Origin of the sequence: Pseudoduganella lutea, assembly GCF_004209755.1 — a bacterium.
Lineage (GTDB): Bacteria > Pseudomonadota > Gammaproteobacteria > Burkholderiales > Burkholderiaceae_D > Rugamonas > Rugamonas lutea.
Genome location: NZ_CP035913.1, coordinates 286337 through 304077 on the forward strand (window position 1 = coordinate 286337; position 17741 = coordinate 304077).

Consider the following 17741-nt stretch of genomic DNA (forward strand, 5'->3'; position numbering starts at 1 on the left):
TCTCCGTGTTGTCATGCAGTGATACCCTGCCAGCGCCGCACGAGGCCTTCGTGCGGAACGCCGAACAGATCCAGCGTGCGGCCCACGGTGTGGGCCACGATGTCTTCGATTGATTGGGGATGCTGGTAGAACGCGGGCACCGGCGGGCAGACGATGCCGCCCAGCTCCGTGACCGCCGTCATGTTGCGCAGGTGCGCCAGGTTCAGCGGCGTTTCCCGCGCCAGCAGCACGAGCCGGCGGCGCTCCTTGAGCATCACGTCCGCCGCGCGGGTGACGAGGTTGTCCGCCAGGCCATGGGCCACCGCCGCCAGGGTGCGCATCGAGCAGGGCGCGATGACCATGCCTTCGCACTGGAAGGAACCGCTGGCGATGGTGGCGCCGATATCCTTCACGTTGTGCACCACGTCCGCCATGGCCTCGATCTGCCCCTTGCGCAGGTCGAGTTCATGCGTGGCGGTCAGCGCGCCGGACGGGGACAGCACCAGGTGGCTTTCCCAGTCGTCCAGCGGGGCCAGCGCCTGCAGCATTCGCACCCCGTAGATCGCGCCACTGGCACCCGTGATGGCGATGACGAGGCGCTTCGTCATGCGTCGCCCCCGGCCGAGAAGTCGAACGGCGTGCTGCGCTGGCGTCGGCCGGTCAGCGCGAACAGCGCGTTGGCGATGGCCGGCGCCACACCGGGGTTGGACAGCTCGCCCACGCCGCTCGGCTTGTCGGTATCGCCTTCGACGATGGTGATGTCGATTTCCGGCATGTCCGCCATGCGCATCACCGGGTAGTCGTGGAAGTTCGACTGCACCACGCGGCCGTTCTCGATATCGAGCCGGTCATGCAGCGCGTGGCCGAGGCCCCACATGAGCCCGCCATACAGCTGTTCTTCCACGCTGCCCGGGTGGACGGCGAGGCCGCAGTCCGCCACGCAGGTGATGCGTCGCACCTTGACCACGTCATCGACCTTTTCCAGTTCGGCCACGATGGCGATATAGCTGTTGTACGCCTGGTTCGTGGCGATGCCCAGCGCGCGGCCGGGCGCACGCGGCTTGTCCCAGCCGGCCCGGCGCGCGGCCTGTTCCAGCACGGCCACGTGGCGCGGGCGGCCTTTCATGTAGCCGGTGCGGAACGCCAGCGGGTCGCGGCCCGCCGCATGCGCCAGCTCGTCCATGAAGCTTTCGATGGCGAACACGTTGGGGATGAAGCTGACTGCGCGGTACCAGCCCGTGGGCATGCCCGTCTCGTGCCTGACCCAGCCCACGTCCAGGTGATCGGGCTGGTAGGCGAAGTCCCAGCGGCAGATCGCCTCCGTGGTGCTGTAGTCCATGCGGTCCTTGCGGTCCGTGTAGCCCGGCTCCCACTCTTCCGGCGAGGCCGGCGACACGGCGCGCAGCTTCAGGGCGGACAGGCCGCCCTCGGCATCGAGCGCGCCGGACACCTTGGTATAGGTGGCGGCGTGGTAGTACAGGCCGCGCACCTCGTCCTCGCGGCTGTACATCAGCTTGACCGGCCGGCCGCTGGCCTTGGCCAGCCATGTCGCCTCCAGCAGCCAGTGCCGCGATTCGCGCGCCCCGAAGCTGCCGCCGCCCACCAGTTCGCGCAACACCACCTTGTCCTGGCCGATGCCCGCCATCGCGGCGGCCGCGAACTGCGCGTTGCTTGGCACCTGCAGGCCGCCCCAGTAGGTGATGGTGCCGTCGACGATCTCGACGACCACGCATTCCGGCTCGAGCGGATTGGGCACCTTGTACGGCATCGTGTACTCGGCGCGCAGCACCCTGCCGCTGCTCTTGAGCGCGCGCGCCGCATCGCCCTTGCCGATGGTGCGCACCAGCGGGCCATCCTTGCGCGCCAGGTGGGCACGCTGCAGGGCCGGCACGTCGCGGCTGTCGAAGCGCGCGAAGCTGCCGTTACGCCACTGCACCTGCAGCGCATCGCGGCCCAGCTTCGCCGCCCAATAGGTATCGGCCAGCACGGCCACGCCTTCCTGGTGGCCGCCCAGCATGCCGGCCGGCGCGGCGGGCACCTTCAGCACCTGGCGCACGCCGGGCACGGCCAGCGCCTTGCGCGCATCGAAGCGCCTGACCCGGCCGCCGACGACGGGCGAACGCAGGATGACGGCGACCAGCATGCCGGGCAGCTTCACGTCGATGCCGTAGGTCTGTTTTCCCGTCACCTTGGCCTGCGCATCGAGCTTGCGGTGCAGCTTGCCGATCAGGCGGAAATCCTTCTTGTCCTTCAGGCGGGGCTCCTTTGGCGGTGCCAGGCGCGCCGCTTCGGTCGCCAGCGCGCCATAGCCGAACTGGCGGCCCGTGGCAGCGTGGATCACCTTGCCGTCGCGTGCGTGGCATTCGTCCACCGGCACCTGCCAGCGTGCCGCGGCGGCCTGCACGAGCATCGTGCGGGCACTGGCGCCGGCCTTGCGCAGCGTGTCGTATTCCAGCATCACGCTGGTGCTGCCGCCGGTGGAAAACACGTGCCACTGCGGGTGCATGTAATCCTTGAAGAACGGGTGTTCGGGCGTGATGATTTCCACCTGCTCCAGCGTCACCTCCAGCTCCTCGGCCAGCACGAGGCCCAGCGCCGTGCGGGTGCCCGTGCCGGAGTCGTGCTTGTGCACCACGAGCCGGATGGTGTCGTCGGGGAAGACACGCACGAACGCGTTCGGCGCCAGCATGCCGGCTGCCGGCGCGGAAGGACCGGCGGCAGCGCCAGCGGCCCCGGGCAGCACGAAGCCCACCGCCAGGCCCGCACCCAGCAGGGCCGCCGATTGCAGGAACATGCGCCGCTTCGGCTGGACGATCGTTACCGGTGTCATGGCCTTGCCTTTCATGACGCCTCTCCTTGATCGGCAATCTTCGCTCCGGCCATCTTCGCGGCGGCCACATGGATGGCGCGGCGGATGCGCCCGTAGGTCCCGCAGCGGCAGATGTTGCCGGACATGGCGTTGGTGATGTCGTCGTCGCCGGGTGCCGGGTTTTGCCGCAGCAGCGCGGCGGCCGACATCAGCTGGCCGGACTGGCAGTAGCCGCACTGCGGCACGTCTTCCTGCAGCCAGGCCAGCTGCAGCGGGTGCTCGCCCGTGGCGGACAAGCCTTCGATGGTGGTGATCCTGCGGCCCACGGCGGCCGATACCGGCACGCTGCACGAGCGCACCGCTTCGCCATCCAGGTGCACGGTGCAGGCACCACACAGGGCGGCGCCGCAGCCGAATTTCGTGCCGGTCAGATCGAGGTGATCGCGCAGCACCCACAGCAGCGGCGTGTCCGGCGCCACGGCCACATTCCGTTCCTCGTTGTTGACGTTCAGTCGCATCGGGGTCTCCTGTTCTCGTTGTTGAAATGAGTATGGAAACGGACCGGTAATTTGTACAATATATTCTTACGTGTCGATTGATATCGGGAGAATATGGATCTGCGCCTGCTTCGCTACTTCACCGTGCTGGCCGAGGAACTGCACTTCGGCCGCGCCGCCACGCGGCTGCACATGTCGCAACCGCCCTCAGCCAGCAGATCAAGCTGCTGGAAACCGAACTGGGCACCCCGTTGTTTACGCGCACGCAGCGCCGCGTGGAATTGACGGCGGCCGGTGTCGCCTTGAAGGAACAGGCGGCCCTCGTCTTCGCGCAGATGGCCCGCGCCGTGGACCTGGCGCGCCAGGCCGGCCGGGGCCACTGGGGCACGCTGGAAATCGGCATGATCAGTTCGCTGATGGTGGGCTTGCTGCCGCAGGCGTTGCGCATCCTGCAGGACCGGTATCCCGACGTGAAATGGACGCTGCACGAGCTGCAGCCGGCCGCCCAGCTGGCGGCGCTGAAGGAGCGCAGGCTGGATCTGTGCTTCTATCGCATGGGGCCGAGCGACCCGGAGCTGACCAGCGAGCCGCTGTCGAGCGAACCGATCGCCGTGGTGCTGCCGCAGCAGCACAGGCTGGCCCGGCGCGCGCGCGTGGCGCTGAAGGATCTGGCCGACGAACGCTTCATCTCGTTCAAGCTGGACCAGTCGCGCTTCGCCACGTACCTGTACCAGAGCTGCATCGAGGCGGGCTTCACGCCGAACATCTACCAGCAGGTGGTCGAGGTGCAGACGCTGCTGGGCCTCGTGCGCGCCGGCCTGGGCATCGGCCTGCTGCCCGCCTCCACCGGCCAGTTCGGGCACGCCGGCGTGGTCTACCGCAACCTGGCGGGGCCGGCCCCGGACACCACGCTGCATGCCACGTACCGCAAGGACGATCCGTCACCGGTGCTGCAGGTCTTCCTGGCCATCATGCGCGAGCTGGTGGACGCGCCGTCGGGGCGCTGAGCGCCAGATACGGCTACAGGACGAGGATTCCCTGCAGCGACGAAATCCGCTCTGCATCCGACCACGTGTCCAGCAGGGCGCCATCGGCACCGAACACCAGCAACTGCCGCCCCTTGGCACCGTTGTCCGGCCCATGGTCCTGCCAGTTCGCCACGACGATCCGGCCGTCGTCCAGCACCTGGAACGTCGCGTAGAAGAATGGCGCCACCGCCTCCGGCACCTCCGCCGCGCCACCAAACGTGTGTACCAGCACGCCCTCGGCATCGAAGCGGGCCATGAAGGCGCCATAGCCGGCGGACACCAACGTGTCGCCGCCGGGCAGCCGCTCGGCCTTCCACGCATGCTCGAAGCCGGGAGCGACAAGCTTGCGCAGCGGCCGCAGCATGGCATCCGTCTCGAGGATGTGATCGTTCGTGCACAGCAGGTAACCGTCGCCGGCGGGCCGCATGCCGCGCACGTAGTCGCCATCGCGGCGCACGGACTCGATCTCGCGCAGGTCCGAGTCGAGCGTCACCACGTTGATGCCCTCCGTGCCGCCGTCGAGGTTCATGCCCGTCACCAGCGTGCGGCCATCCGGCAGGCGGCGGGCGGCCGTCACGCCTGACCACCGGTCGCACGTGCGCAGCACGGCCCCGCTGGCGATATCGATCTCGATGAAGCCGCGCTCGAAGCCGACCAGCGCGCGGTCGCGCCCGAGGCGCTGCAGGTCGCGCGCCAGCGGGAAATCGCCAAGGTCGCGCTGCCAGCCGGCGCGCGCGTCGGCCGTATCGACCAGGTGCAGGCGCTGGCGGCCTTCGTCGATCGCCAGCAATGTCAATGGGGCATCATGCGGCCTCCCGGGGGCCAAGGCCTATGTTCGCTTCCGTGGCGGCGTCGAACACGTGCACGCGGGCGGTGTCCAGGTACAGCGTGATGGCCTGCTCGGGCACCAGTTTCACGTTGCCGCCGAGCCGGGCCACGACGGTGCCGCCGCCCACGCGCAGCGTGACGATCGTTTCCGCACCGAGCGGCTCCACCACGTCGACCACCACTGCCAGCGCCGCGCCGGTGGCCGGGTCGAGCGAGAGGATCTCGGGGCGCAGGCCAAGCTTCACGGCGCGCCCGGCGCCCTGGTTGCCCGCAGCCCGGGCGGCCATCGCGGCCGGCAGGCGCAAAGCGTAGCCATCGCCCGTGACGCTGCCGTCGCGCAGCTCGCCATCCAGGAAACTCATCGCGGGCGAGCCGATGAAGCCGCCGACGAACACGTTGACGGGCCGCTCGTACAATTCCATGGGGCTGGCCACCTGCTGGATCTCGCCGCCCTTCATGACGACGATGCGGTCGCCCATCGTCATCGCCTCGACCTGGTCATGCGTGACATAGACCGTGGTCACGCCCAGTTGCCGGTGCAGCTTCAGGATCGAGGCGCGCATTTCCACGCGCAGCTTGGCGTCGAGGTTAGACAGCGGCTCGTCCATGAGGAACGCCTGCGGCTTGCGCACGATGGCGCGGCCCAGCGCCACGCGCTGGCGCTGGCCGCCGGACAGTTCCTTGGGCCGCCGGTCGAGCAGGTGATCGAGCTGCAGCATGCGCGCCGCCTCGTCCACCCGCTGCGTGATCGCCGTCTTCGGCACGCCATCGAGCTTCAGTGCGAAGCCCATGTTCTGGCGCACCGTCATGTGCGGATACAGCGCATAGCTCTGGAACACCATGGCGATGTCGCGCGCCTTCGGTTCGAGGTCATTGACGACCGTGCCGCCGATGCGCAGCTGGCCGTCCGAAATCTCTTCCAGGCCGGCAATCATGCGCAGCGTGGTCGACTTGCCGCAGCCGGACGGGCCGACGAAGACGACGAATTCGCCGTCGCCGATATCGAGGTTGAAATCGCGCACGGCATGGAAGCCATTGTCGTAGAACTTGCGCACCTGTTGTAACGAGATCGCCGCCATGCCCATTCATCTCCAAAAATGTTAACGTTATCGCTCTTCGCAGGTATAGTAGCCTCAGTTATCGGCCGGCGCAACGATTACGTGGCCTCTGGATTGATAACGTTAACGATTGTCCCCGAACGACTCACCGACGAGAATGGAGACGCCATGCCAACCCTGCCCGCCCGACCGACCACCCCATCGACTGCCAGACCATCCCGCAAGCGCTGCGCCGAGGCGCTGCTGCTCCTGTGCGCGGCCACGCTTGCGCTTGCGCCCCGCGCGGCCAGCGCCGACGAATACGACACGCTGCGCACGAAATGGCAGACCCGCCTGACCGGCGGCACCGCAATCGACACGGCCGATCCCGACATCGCCCAGGCCGTGGCGATGATCGCCGCGAACGCGCAGGTACACTGGAACGCGATGGACAAGGGTGCCGGCCGCACGTATCTGTGGAGCGACCTGGCGTCGGCGACGACGTCTTCCCACGTTACCAACAGCTACGGCCGGCTGCACGCGATGGCACTGGCCTGGTCCACCAAGGGTTCTTCACTGCAAGGCAACGCGGCGCTGGCGGCCGACATCGTGGCGGGCCTCGACTGGCTCTACGCGCGGCGCTACAACGAGAACGTGACGTACTACGACAACTGGTGGGACTGGCACATCGGCACGCCGCACTCGCTGACCAATACGATGACGCTTATGTACGACCGGCTGTCGGCCACCCAGCGCGCCGCCTGGCTGCAGGCCATCGACAAGTTCGTGCCCAATCCCGCGGTGCGCCTGAAACCGGACGGCACGGCGCTGACGACGGAAACGGGCGCCAATCTGCTGGACAAGGCGCTGGCCGTCATCGTGCGCGGCGTGCTGGGCAAGTCGTCGGCGAAGATCATCCAGGGCCGCGACGCGATCAGTCCCGGCCTGCTGTACGTGACGCAGGGCGATGGCTTTTATGTGGATGGTTCCTTCATCCAGCACGGGAACATCGCGTACACGGGCTCCTATGGCCCGGCCATGATCGACGACATGTCCAAGCTCCTGTACCTGCTGACCGGCTCCACCTGGGCGTTCACGGACCCGAACGTGGCCAACGCGTACGACTGGGCCATCGATGCCTTCGCGCCGCTGATCCACGATGGCGCGATGATGGATGCGGTGCGCGGCCGCGGTATCGCGCGGCAGTACTCGACCGACCATACGGCCGGGCGCAGCGTCGTCACGGCGCTGGTGCGGCTGGCGCAGGCGGGGGCCACGTCCTGGCCGCAGCAGAGCGCCGCCATCAACGCCGCCGTCAAGGGCTGGATGGCGCGCGACACCACGTTCGGCGCGAGCTACCTTTCGGCCACGCCCACGGCGGTGGCCGGCGTGTATTCGCCACTGCCCGTGTATGAAATGACGCTGATGAAGGCGCTGGCCGCCGATCCGGACGTGCCGGCCGCGCCGGAGCCGGCGGGCGTGCGGGTGTTTGCCTCCATGGACCGCGTCATGCAGCGCGGCCCCGGCTTCGCCGCGAGCCTGTCGCTGTTCTCGAACCGGATCGCGGCCTTCGAATACGGCAACGGCGAAAACCTGGCCGGCTGGTGGACGGGCATGGGCATGCTGGCGCTCTACGACGCCGACCAGGCCCGCTACCTGGACGGCTACTGGCCCACCGTCGACAAGCTGCGCCTGCCCGGCACCACCACGGACCGTTCCGGCAGCGGCACGCCGGTGGCGTGGAAGAGTTATCCGAACACGCGCAACTGGGTCGGCGGCGCGCAACTGGGTGACCTGTATGCGGCGGTCGGCATGGACTTCGCCACCTCAGGCGTCACGGGCAGCGCGCTGACGGGCAGGAAATCGTGGTTCATGTTCGGCGACCGGATCGTCGCGGTGGGTGCCGGCATCGCCAGCACGGGTGGCGCGGCGGTCGAGACGATCGTCGAGAACAGCAAGCTCAATGCCGACGGCAGCAATGCGCTGACCGTCAACGGGGTGGCGCAGCCGGCAACGCCGGGCAGCGGCGCGGCACTGGGCGCCGTGCGCTGGGCCCACCTGGCCGGCAACGTGCCCGGCGCCGACGTGGCGTGGTACTTCCCCGACGCGCCCACGGTGAACAGCCTGCGCGAGACCCGCACCGCCACGTGGCGGACGATGTACAGCGGCGCGAGCACGGCCAGCGTGTCGAACCATTTCCACAGCCTGGCCCTGCCGCACGGCGCGAACCCGACGGCCGGTACCTATGCCTACGTCATCCTGCCGGGCCGCAGCGCGGCGCAAGCGGCGGCGTATGCGGCGGCGCCTGCCGTGACGATCCTGGAACGGTCGGCCACGGCCACCGCCGTGCGCGATACGGCTCTTGGCCTGGTGGGCGCGCATTTCTGGACCGACGCGTCGAAAACGGTCAACGTCGACGGCGCGCCCTACGTGACCAGCAACCGCAAGGCGGCGGTCCTCACGAAGGAGGCGGACAATGTGCTGCAGGTGGCCGTGGCCGATCCCACACAAGCCAACACGGGCACGATCACCGTGGAAATCGCCCGCGCGGCCGGTGCCGCGATCGCCACGTCGCCGGGCGTGACGGTGAACCAGCTCAAGCCGACGATCCGCCTCACCGTCGACGTGCGCGCGGCGGCCGGCAAGTCGTTCCATGCCAGTTTCAGCGTGCTGCGCACGAAGACCTTGCGGCCGGTCGCGGACGCCACGCTGCGCGACGGCAGCTACGGCGCCACCAACTATGGCGGCACGGCGACGGTCGTCGTGAAGAACGATGGCGTCGGCTATGCCCGCCAGGCACTGGCGCGCTTCGACCTTTCTTCGATCGACGGCACCATCGGCGCGGCCACGCTGAAGCTGGCGCCCCGCTTCGTGGGCCAGGCCAGCGCCATGACGCACAACGTGCTGCAGGTCGCCGATGCGTGGAGCGAAACAGGCGTCACCTGGAATACCCGGCCGGCCGATATCGCCACCTTGGGCACGTGGACGGTGCCCGCCATCAACAGCTACGCCACGCTCGACGTGACATCGGCCGCCGCCGCCGCACTGGCCGGCGGCAAGCGGCTGTCGGTGCGGGTCGAGGCGGCCGCCTACTATGGCGCCAATGGCTGGGTGGAATACTCGAGCCGCGAAAACGGCACCGCCCCGCTGCCGGCGCTCGTGGTGGATTATTACTGACAGCCTCACTGCCGAGCTCGTGCCCACATTGGGCGCAGCAGGGGTTTCAAGGAGCACCGCTCTTTGCCCTCCGCTGCGCTGCGTTGGTCAACGCCTGCCGGCGAGTGTCGGAAAACTTTACACTTGAGATACCCGCCGGTTACACAAAATCTGTAACTACTTGCTTGTAAATGACATTTCAACTCAGGAATGATAATTGCTTAAGTTAATCAGCAGTTCCAAAAAGCAACAATAATACTTCAACCTTCCTGGGGAAATCATGAAACTCATTTCGGCGCTTCGTGCGTCCATCGGTGCGCTTGCACTGGCTGCCACCGCGCACGCGAGCGCGGGACCTATCCTTCTGGTCACGGACGGTATCCTGACAGGCGCGAAAAATGTCAGCGTCCAGGGCGTCCTGTACGACGTTACATTTCTCGACGGCAAGTGCTCTACCCTGTTCACCGGTTGTAATGCCGTATCCGATTTTGCCTTTGCAACTGCCACTGGTGCTCAGGCGGCCAGCCTGGCGCTTCTCGACCAGGTGTTCGTCAATGGCTCCCGAGGGCAATTCGATACCCGCCCGCAGAACACATTGGGCTGTAGCGACAACGGCGTCTGCATTTCTCTCGTCCCCTATGGTCTGAACCAGAAAGGAACTACCGTCTGGAGCGCTGGCGCAAGCAATGCGCACCAGCAGAGCGGCGATGCCGCCAGCCTGATCAGCCAGAACTTCTCGATGGATATGGCCTCGCTCGCGTCCTACAACTTTGCGAAATTCGAGCTCTCCGTCGCCCCGGCCCAGGTTGCCGTTCCCGAGCCAACCTCCATCGCCCTGGTTCTCCTTGGCATTGCGGGCATGACGTTGGCACGGCGCCGCAAGTCGTAAGCCCATCGGCACGGCCATCATCGCCTGGCGGTGATGGCGTCGAGCGCCACTTCCGCCTGCAGCAGCCGGCGGAAGTGGCGAACGGTTACCGGAGCGCCTTCAACCTTCGAGCACCGCAACGCCCCGCGCGCCGTGCAGTTCGAACACGATCAGTTCGTTTTCGCCATGCCTCAATAGCGGTGCCGGCACGTACAGTGCGGTTTGCGGCCCCTTCTCCCAGTACCTTCCCAAGTTGAAGCCATTGACCCATGCCACGCCCTTGGTCCAGCCGGGCAGCGCCAGGAAGCTGTCGCCCGGCGCGTCGACGGTGAACACCGCGCGGTGGAAGGCCGGGCCGGCCGCGTCGGCCGCTCCCGGGTCGGCGAATCGCAGGCCGGACAGGTCGGCCAGCGGCAGCGGGAACATCGTCCAGTGATACAGCTTGTTGATGCCCAGCCGCACCCAGCCCAGCAGGCCCTTGCGGTCCTGCAGGTCCGGCCCGTAGTTCACCCTGCCCATGTTCTCGACCAGCAGCTCCAGCGTGACGGGGCCGGCCGGCACCTCGATCTCCAGCTTGCCATCGCCATCGCGCGCCAGCACGCCCACCTCGACGCCGTTGACGAACACTAGCGCGCGATCGTGGACGCGCTCGACGGATAAGGTGACCCTGCCGGGCGGATGATTCACGGTCGTGCGGTACAGGATGAAACCATAGTCCTGGCCCAGGCTTTCCATCGCGCGCGGCACGATGTCGTGGCGCGGCGCCGACAGGACCGGCAACGCATCGGCCAGCGCGACGACACCGGTGAACCGCGGCGTGGTGCGCGCCAGTTTCGCCGCGGGCGGCGGCAGGTCCAGTGGCGGCAGGTCGACGTACTTCGCGATGACGTTGCGGAAGGCGTGGAACTTGGCGGCCGGCTCGCCCGCCTCGTTCAGCGGCGCATCGTAGTCGTAGCTGTTGACGGTGGGCTGGTAGGCGCGCGTGTCCAGGTCCGTGTTGGCGCCATTCATGAAGCCGAAATTCGTCCCGCCATGGAACATGTAGACGTTGACGGAGGCGCCGCTGGCCAGTATTTCGTCCAGGGCCTGCGCGGCATCGGCCGCGTCGCGCGTGTGGTGCGGCTCGCCCCAGTGGTCGAACCAGCCGTTCCAGAATTCCATGCACATCAGCGGCCCGCCCGGCTGGTAGTCGCGCAGCTTGGCGAACTCGCTGTTCGCGCGCGAACCGAAGTTCGCCGTCTTGAAGACGTCGGGCAGCGTGCCATGCGTGAGCATGTGGTCGGTGGCGCCATCGGAAGTGAACAGCAGCGTTTCGACGCCCAGTTCCACCATCAGGGCGCGCACCCACTCGACATATTGCCGGTCGCTGCCATAGCTGCCGTATTCGTTTTCCACCTGCATGGCGAGGATCGGCCCGCCGTGCTGCACCTGCAGCGACAGCAGTTGCGGCAGCAGCGCGGTATAGAAGCGCCGCACGGCATCCAGGTATGGCGGGTAACAGCAGCGCACTTCCATCGCCGGGTCGGCCAGCAGCCAGGCCGGCAGGCCACCGAATTCCCATTCGGCGCAGATGTACGGCCCGGGGCGCACGATCACGTGCAGGCCCAGTTCCTGCGCCAGGCGCACGAAGGCGGCAAGGTCCAGGCCACCGTCGAAGCGGAATTCGCCGGGCCGCGGCTCGTGCAGGTTCCAGGCGACATAGGTTTCCACGGTATTCAGGCCCATGGCACGCAGCTTGAGCAGGCGGTCGCGCCACTGGCCGGGCACCATGCGGAAATAATGCAGTGCGCCGGACAGCACACGCAGGGGCTCGCCGTTCAAAAGAAAACGGTCACCAGAGATCGTGAAGGAAGGTGTAGTTTGCATAGGGTCGGAACAGGCGAGGAATAAAAAAAAGGGAGCGCCGCTTGCGGCGGTGTCCCTTGAAAGAGTGGCACGGCACCAGGAGGAGACGGTGCGCGCCACCCACGGATCGTCAGAAGTTCAGGTCCAGCCGGGCACCGAAGTAACGGGTGTAGTCGCGCGGCGGCAGCCACGACGTGGTGCTCACGACCGCCACCGGGTTCGGTGCCCGGGCGCTCCAGGTGCCCGTGGCCACGGAGTTACCCAGGCCGATCGCATACGTCTTGTCGAACAGGTTGTTGACGAAGAACGACAGCTTGTAGCGGTCGCGCTTGTCCTTCATGCCGAAGCCGATGTTGGCGATGCCGTAGCCGCCCTGCACCGTCATCGGGTCCTGGTTCAGCGCGAACTGCGTGCGGCTCTGCCAGCGGTACGCGCCCGTGAAGAACAGGTCGAAGCCGGCTTCGCGCAGCGGCAGGTCGTACTGCCCGCCCAGGTTTACCTTGATCTTCGGCGCGTTCGGCAGCGTGGCGCCGGCCAGGTTCTGCACATTGCTGTTCGCGTACTTCGGATTCGGCGCGCAGTTGCCGCCCACGATGGCGCCGGTGCCCGCCGCGTTGAGCACCCAGTGGCATGGCCCGTTCTCGAACTCGGTGATCGTGGCCTGCGTCCACGCGAAGCTGCCGTTCAGCAGCAGCGCGCGGCTCACGCGCAGCGTGCCGTCCACTTCCAGGCCGCGCGTGCGCAGGCCGCCGATGCTGTGCAGCGTGGTGCGGAAGACGTTGTCGTCGTCCGTGAAGCCGGCCGCCTGCTGGAAACCGCGGAAGTTCGTGTTGAACAGTGCGATGTCGAGCGTGGCGCGGTTGTCCAGCAACGTCGTCTTCAGGCCGAGCTCGAAGTTCTTGGCCTTTTCCGGATCGACGGGCTGCTTGCGCGCCACGGCCGCGTTGAAGCCGCTCGTGAGGTCGTAGGCCACGCCCTTGTAGCCGGTCGAGAACGTGGCGTAGGCCATTGCATCGCGGCCGACATGGTGCTCGAGGCCCACCTTGCCGGTCACCGCATTGTCCGAGTGGTCATCCGTGTAGAACTCGGTGGGCACGCGGGCGGCCGGTGGCGGCGTGTAGCGCGTGAAGCCGTAGCCGGAATCCTCGCGGTTCAGCCGCAGGCCCGCGATGAGGCTCGTCTTGTCCGTGATGGCGAAGCTGCCCTGGCCGAACAGCGAATAGTTGGTGTTCCACGCCTGCGCCTCATAGGCGGTGACGTAGCTGCTCACCGGGGCCCGCACCAGCAGGCGGTTCAGCATGTTGCGGCCATACCAGAGGCCTGCCACGTAGCGGAACCGTCCGCTGTCGGGCGACGTCAGGCGCACTTCCTGCGTGATCGACTTCACGTCGAACGTGCCGAAGCTGTACAGGCCACCGGTCAGCCCCGACGGCCGGCCATTGACCGGCAGGTAGGTGAGGATGTCGTAACTGGTACCGTCGCCATCCTGGAAGTCATCCATGTGGTAATTGCTGAACGACGTGATCGACGTGAGGTTGTGCCCCGCCAGCACCGAGTCGTCACCGAACTGCCAGTTCAGGCGCAGGCCGGCACCGGCATCGCGGAACTTGCCGCCGGCCGGGTAATCGTTGCTGACGACCGTGTTGCCCGGCCCGATCGGCACGCCGGCATTGAGCACGGAGGCCGGCAGTTGCGGCACGTTCTGGTAATACCCGCCCGGCGTGATCGACGTGTAGGGATTCACGCAGCAGTTGCGGTTCGTGCGATTGTAGTGCGGCGAGAACACGGCCTGGAACTGGTCCGTCGGATTCCACTCGAACTTGCCCATGATGGTCTCGCCGCGGCTGCCATTGAGCTTCGAGCCGTCGTACAGGTTGTCCACGACGCCACCGAAGCCCGTCTTGCTGACGGTGACGCGGCCGCGCAGGGTGTCGGTCACGGGGCCGGAAACGCTGGCGGTCGCGCGCCATTCCTTGTCGTCCGTCAGCAGGAAGCTGGTGCTCGCCTTGCGCGTGCCGGCGATCGGCTTGGTCGTGATGTTGAGTGCGCCGGCGATCGACGACTTGCCGAACAGCGTGCTTTGCGGGCCTTTCAGCACTTCCACGCGGAAGATGTCCGTCATGTCCTTGAAGGCGCCGGCCTGCATGCCCATCGGGATATCGTCGACGATCACGGCCACGTCCGACTCCGTGCCGATCCCCAGCGAGAACGTGCCGATGCCGCGCATGTTGATGCTGTTGTTGCCGGGTTGCGAGCCATACGAGATCGTCAGCGCGGGCGACAGCGACGGCAGGTCGTCGATGTCGCGCACGTTGGCGCGCTGCAGCGTGGCGTCGTTGATGACCGAAATGGCCGCCGGCACGTCCTGCAGGTTCTGCGCCCGCTTGTTGGCGGTGACCACCACCTGTTCGAGCTTGGCGCTGTCCGCTTGTTGCGCTTGCTGCGCCGGTTGATCTTGCTGCGCCTGCGCCTGGGCGGGCACGGCGCCCAGGGTAGCCAGCGCGATGGCGGCGGCGATGGGCCGCAGGCGCGGGCTGGTGGATTGGTTGCTGAAATGCGTAATCATGTTTTCTCCTGATGAGAACTGCCTGTTTTATTGACTGCTTGTGATGTAAGCCGATTCGCGTGCCTTGCCTTGTTTGTCTCCTCCGCCTTCTCCTTACCAGTAGCTGGTCCAGCCGCGCGTTACCCTGGCCAGGCCTTCCAGATAGAAGAAGTCGCCCCACAGGTTCGCCTCGTCGATGCCCTGCCCGTGCGGCTTGCTGTACACGCCGTGCAGCAGCAGCGCGTCGCTGCCGGGCTGGCGTGCGGCGCAGCGCCGGGCCAGGCTGCCTAGCAGGTGCAGCGCCGCGGCCTGGTAGCGTGCGCGCGCCTCGCCGTCGGGCAGCTGGCCGCAGATCTCGAGCAGCCCGCAGGCGGCGATGGCGGAGGCCGAGCTGTCCCATGGCTCGCCGCTGCCGTCGCCGTAGGCCAGGTCCCAGCAGGCGATGCCATGCTCCGGCAGCCGGGCCAGGAAGTAATCGGCCTGGGCGCAGGCGATGTCGAGCAGCCCCAGGTCCGGCGCGTGCCGGTGGTTCAGGGCAAAGCCGTAGATACCCCACGCCTGGCCCCGCGCCCAGCACGAATCGTCGGACGCCCCCTGGGCCGTGCTGCCGCCCAGCGCTTCCCCGGATACCGGATCGAAGTGATACGTGTGGAAGCTGGAATGGTCGGGCCGCACCAGGTACTTGCGGGACTGCCTCGCGTGCGACAGCGCGGCGTCGCGATAGCGGTTGTCGCCGCTCTGCGCGCTGGCCCAGTGCAGCAGCGGGAGGTTCATCAGGCAGTCGATGATGATCCGGCCGCGCTGGGCCGGGTCGTCGAGGTCGCCCCATGCCTGGATGATGCCGGCGCCTGGCAGGTAGCGTTGCATCAGGCAGTCGGCCGCCTGCAGCGCGATGCGGCGTGCTTCAGGATCGCCCGTGATGCGCCACGCGGCAATCGCCGACAGCGTGTACAGGAAGCCCAGGTCGTGGTGATCGATCTGGACACGCTTCGCCAGCCGCCACGCGAAACTGGGCAACTGGCTTGCCGCGGCCTGGCGGAATGCCGTGGCGCCCGTCAGTTCGTAGGCGGTCCACAGCATGCCGGTCCAGAAGCCGCTGGTCCAGCCGGCGTTCACGCCCGGCGGATGGCCATCGAACTGGCGCAGCGTGTAGTGGTTGCCCGTGGTGGTGTCGTCCGGGAAGCACTCGGTGAAGCGCCGGACGTTGGCAGCCAGCTGGCCGAGCGCCAGCTCGAGCGCAGTATCGAGCGCATTATCGAACGCAGTGGCTGGCACCTGGGCTGGTGCGTTGTCCGACCCCGCGCTGGCCATGGCGGCCGCGGATAAGAGAGAAATGGATGACGTCATGGTTGTCTTTGGTAAGTGGATCAGCGGACCGGCATGGCGGCGTTAACGTTCACATTTCTGGTCGAACGTATGTGGTGCATGGCCCGGTGCGTGGGCACGTGGTGGAAATGTCGGGGCATGTCGTCCTCGTCAGGGTTGCGCGGTATCGGGTTTGCTTGACGTGGGCGCGGGCACGCCCGCGGGGATTTCGACTGGTAGCGGTCGTACGCCTTCTGCATATAGCCGGTCGCCCGCCGCACGCCGGCCTGCTCGAGCCGCTTGATGTACAGGTCGAAGTTTTCCATCGGCTCGCGGCCCGTGATGAAGCGCGTCGTCATCTCGGCGATGTAGAGCTTCAGGTCGCTCATGATCGCGTTGAACTTGCGCGAGTCCGCCGGGTCGACTTCCAGCGCGGGCAGCAGCAGGTCCGGCGATGCGCCGGCCCAGATGGCCACGGCCTCGCGCTGCTCGGGCATCGTGTAAAACTGCTGCAGGTAGTTCGCGTCCTGCACCAGCGGCGCGCTCTGCACGCGGGCATGCACGTAGATCGCCTCGGCCACCGACAGCTTCGGGTGGCGCATCACCCGGTCCGTGTAGCGCGGCCGGCCGTCCACCATCGTGTAGCTGAGCCCTTCGCGGCCATAGGACAGCACCCTGCCGCCCTCCTTCGAATAGCCGTAGTCGAGGTAGCGGACCGTCTCCACCACGTGGCGGTTCTGGCTGCTCACGGCGGCGCCCAGGCCGGAATAGAGCTGACCCGCTTCGGGCCACGTCAGGTAATGCCGGCCGCCGCTGCCCGGGCCGCTGGGATACGGCACGGCCACGAGGCGAAAGCCCGGGAAGCGCTGCCGGTTCATGCTGGTGAAGCGGGCCAGCCCGCCGCCATTGAACCCGGCATACGCGCCGACCAGGTTGTTGGTCATGCGCGCATCGAACTGGCGCTCGGTCTGCGACACGTAGTCCGGGTCGATCAACCCTTCCGCATACCAGCGGCGCATCGTGGCGAGGAATTCACGGTAGGCCGGCTCGGCGGGGCTGTAGCGCACCTGGCCATCCTTGCGGAAGAATTCCGGGGCCAGGCCGAAACCGCCGAGGAAGACCCACATCGGAGCAGGCAGCCCTGGCACGGCGCGGTCGCCATTGATCGTCAGCACGGAGAACGGGATTTCGTCGACCTTGCCGTTGCCGTTCGGGTCGCGCGTGCGGAAGGCCTTCAGCACCCGGTACCAGTCGTCGATGCTTTCCGGCGCGGCCAGGCCCAGCTTCGCCAGCCAGTCGGCGCGGATCTGCGGGCCCCAGACATTGCGCACTTCCGGGTCCAGCCGCAGCATCGGGAACGCGTAGATGCGGCCGTCGGCCGTGGACACCTGCCGGAACACTTCGGGGTTGGCATCGAGCAGCGCCTGGAAGTTCGGCGCATGGCGGCGGATCAGGTCATTGAGCGGGATGATCACGCCGTCGCGCAGGGCCTTCTCGGAACCGCCCGGATAGCCGAACCAGTCGGCCTCGATGACGTCCGGGTACTTGCCGGAGACGGCCAGCAGGTTGAAGCGCTCCTTTTCCGCGCCGAGCGGCGGGTGATCGAAGCGCACGCGGATGCCGGTGCGCTCGGCCAGCACCTGGTAGGCCGTCTGCTCGGCATAGCTGTTCATCGACACGGCGGCCTTGGCGTTGAAGTTGACGAACCACGTCAGCGTCAACGGAGCATGCACATTCGGCACGATCGGCAGGGCCGGTGCGTCGGATACGGCCATCGCCGCGATCGGCATGGACAGCAACGCAGTCAACAATGCCTTAGGTAACGTTAACATTCCTGGATTCGA

General features: G+C 67.1%; 12 protein-coding genes and 1 pseudogene. 4 read left to right on the forward strand and 9 right to left on the reverse strand.

The genetic code is table 11. The features are described 5' to 3' along the window. Nucleotides 1–11 precede the first annotated feature (11 nt). The 3 genes from EWM63_RS01195 to EWM63_RS01205 are packed head-to-tail and all read right to left on the reverse strand — an operon-like array spanning nucleotide 12 to nucleotide 3306. Nucleotides 12–587, reverse strand: coding sequence for a UbiX family flavin prenyltransferase (locus EWM63_RS01195; protein ID WP_130184916.1), 576 nt, complete (start codon nucleotides 585–587; stop codon nucleotides 12–14). Beyond that, nucleotides 584–2824: a xanthine dehydrogenase family protein molybdopterin-binding subunit gene (locus EWM63_RS01200; protein WP_207221214.1), complete on the reverse strand. Its 2241-nt coding sequence runs from the start codon at nucleotides 2822–2824 to the stop codon at nucleotides 584–586. Before EWM63_RS01200 ends, EWM63_RS01195 begins: the two co-directional genes overlap by 4 nt. Next, on the reverse strand, nucleotides 2821–3306 hold the full coding sequence (locus tag EWM63_RS01205) for a (2Fe-2S)-binding protein (RefSeq protein ID WP_130184917.1): 486 nt from the start codon (nucleotides 3304–3306) through the stop codon (nucleotides 2821–2823). Before EWM63_RS01205 ends, EWM63_RS01200 begins: the two co-directional genes overlap by 4 nt. 93 nt (nucleotides 3307–3399) lie before the next feature. Here EWM63_RS01205 and EWM63_RS32895 point away from each other — a divergent pair. Further along, nucleotides 3400–3521 (forward strand): annotated as a pseudogene (locus EWM63_RS32895) (LysR family transcriptional regulator); the annotation flags it as partial. Nucleotides 3522–3560: 39 nt separating this feature from the next. Then, entirely contained in the window at nucleotides 3561–4292 is a 732-nt protein-coding gene (locus EWM63_RS01210) for a LysR substrate-binding domain-containing protein (RefSeq protein WP_307720862.1), read from the forward strand. A gap of 13 nt (nucleotides 4293–4305) precedes the next feature. Here EWM63_RS01210 and EWM63_RS01215 read toward each other — a convergent pair whose 3' ends face one another. Then, a complete protein-coding gene (locus EWM63_RS01215) occupies nucleotides 4306–5109 on the reverse strand; it encodes a hypothetical protein (protein WP_130184918.1) in 804 nt (267 codons plus the stop codon). 7 nt (nucleotides 5110–5116) lie between these two features. Beyond that, nucleotides 5117–6220 (reverse strand): ABC transporter ATP-binding protein, encoded by a 1104-nt coding sequence (locus EWM63_RS01220; RefSeq protein WP_130184919.1) that lies wholly within the window; start codon nucleotides 6218–6220, stop codon nucleotides 5117–5119. A 147-nt stretch (nucleotides 6221–6367) separates the two neighbouring features. Here EWM63_RS01220 and EWM63_RS01225 point away from each other — a divergent pair, with 147 nt between their 5' ends. Beyond that, nucleotides 6368–9355 (forward strand): polysaccharide lyase family 8 super-sandwich domain-containing protein, encoded by a 2988-nt coding sequence (locus EWM63_RS01225; protein ID WP_130184920.1) that lies wholly within the window; start codon nucleotides 6368–6370, stop codon nucleotides 9353–9355. A gap of 259 nt (nucleotides 9356–9614) precedes the next feature. After that, a complete protein-coding gene (locus EWM63_RS01230) occupies nucleotides 9615–10223 on the forward strand; it encodes a PEP-CTERM sorting domain-containing protein (RefSeq protein WP_130184921.1) in 609 nt (202 codons plus the stop codon). Between the two features lie 99 nt (nucleotides 10224–10322). Here the strand turns inward: EWM63_RS01230 and EWM63_RS01235 are convergent, their stop codons facing one another. The 4 genes from EWM63_RS01235 to EWM63_RS01250 form a co-directional block, all read right to left on the reverse strand. Beyond that, nucleotides 10323–12023 carry a glycoside hydrolase family 35 protein gene (locus EWM63_RS01235; RefSeq protein WP_229487666.1) on the reverse strand — a complete coding sequence of 567 codons (1701 nt, stop codon included), beginning with the start codon at nucleotides 12021–12023 and terminating at the stop codon, nucleotides 10323–10325. Nucleotides 12024–12177: 154 nt separating this feature from the next. Beyond that, nucleotides 12178–14613 (reverse strand): TonB-dependent receptor, encoded by a 2436-nt coding sequence (locus EWM63_RS01240; RefSeq protein WP_130184923.1) that lies wholly within the window; start codon nucleotides 14611–14613, stop codon nucleotides 12178–12180. A 93-nt stretch (nucleotides 14614–14706) separates the two neighbouring features. Then, complete coding sequence (locus EWM63_RS01245) at nucleotides 14707–15939, reverse strand: glycoside hydrolase family 88 protein (protein ID WP_207221215.1); 1233 nt, start codon at nucleotides 15937–15939, stop codon at nucleotides 14707–14709. Between the two features lie 20 nt (nucleotides 15940–15959). Next, complete coding sequence (locus tag EWM63_RS01250; protein WP_165390712.1) at nucleotides 15960–17729, reverse strand: type 2 periplasmic-binding domain-containing protein; 1770 nt, start codon at nucleotides 17727–17729, stop codon at nucleotides 15960–15962. Between the last annotated feature and the right edge of the window lie 12 nt (nucleotides 17730–17741).

Excerpts from the sequence above, each read along its gene's own strand:
- EWM63_RS01250 (WP_165390712.1), bottom strand. The coding sequence starts at position 17,729 with ATGTTAACGTTACCTAAGGCATTGTTGACTGCGTTGCTGTCCATGCCG.
- EWM63_RS01245 (WP_207221215.1), bottom strand. The coding sequence starts at position 15,939 with ATGACGTCATCCATTTCTCTCTTATCCGCGGCCGCCATGGCCAGCGCG.
- EWM63_RS01225 (WP_130184920.1), top strand. The coding sequence starts at position 6,368 with ATGCCAACCCTGCCCGCCCGACCGACCACCCCATCGACTGCCAGACCA.
- EWM63_RS01230 (WP_130184921.1), top strand. The coding sequence starts at position 9,615 with ATGAAACTCATTTCGGCGCTTCGTGCGTCCATCGGTGCGCTTGCACTG.
- EWM63_RS01200 (WP_207221214.1), bottom strand. The coding sequence starts at position 2,824 with ATGAAAGGCAAGGCCATGACACCGGTAACGATCGTCCAGCCGAAGCGG.
- EWM63_RS01240 (WP_130184923.1), bottom strand. The coding sequence starts at position 14,613 with ATGATTACGCATTTCAGCAACCAATCCACCAGCCCGCGCCTGCGGCCC.
- EWM63_RS01205 (WP_130184917.1), bottom strand. The coding sequence starts at position 3,306 with ATGCGACTGAACGTCAACAACGAGGAACGGAATGTGGCCGTGGCGCCG.
- EWM63_RS01195 (WP_130184916.1), bottom strand. The coding sequence starts at position 587 with ATGACGAAGCGCCTCGTCATCGCCATCACGGGTGCCAGTGGCGCGATC.
- EWM63_RS01220 (WP_130184919.1), bottom strand. The coding sequence starts at position 6,220 with ATGGCGGCGATCTCGTTACAACAGGTGCGCAAGTTCTACGACAATGGC.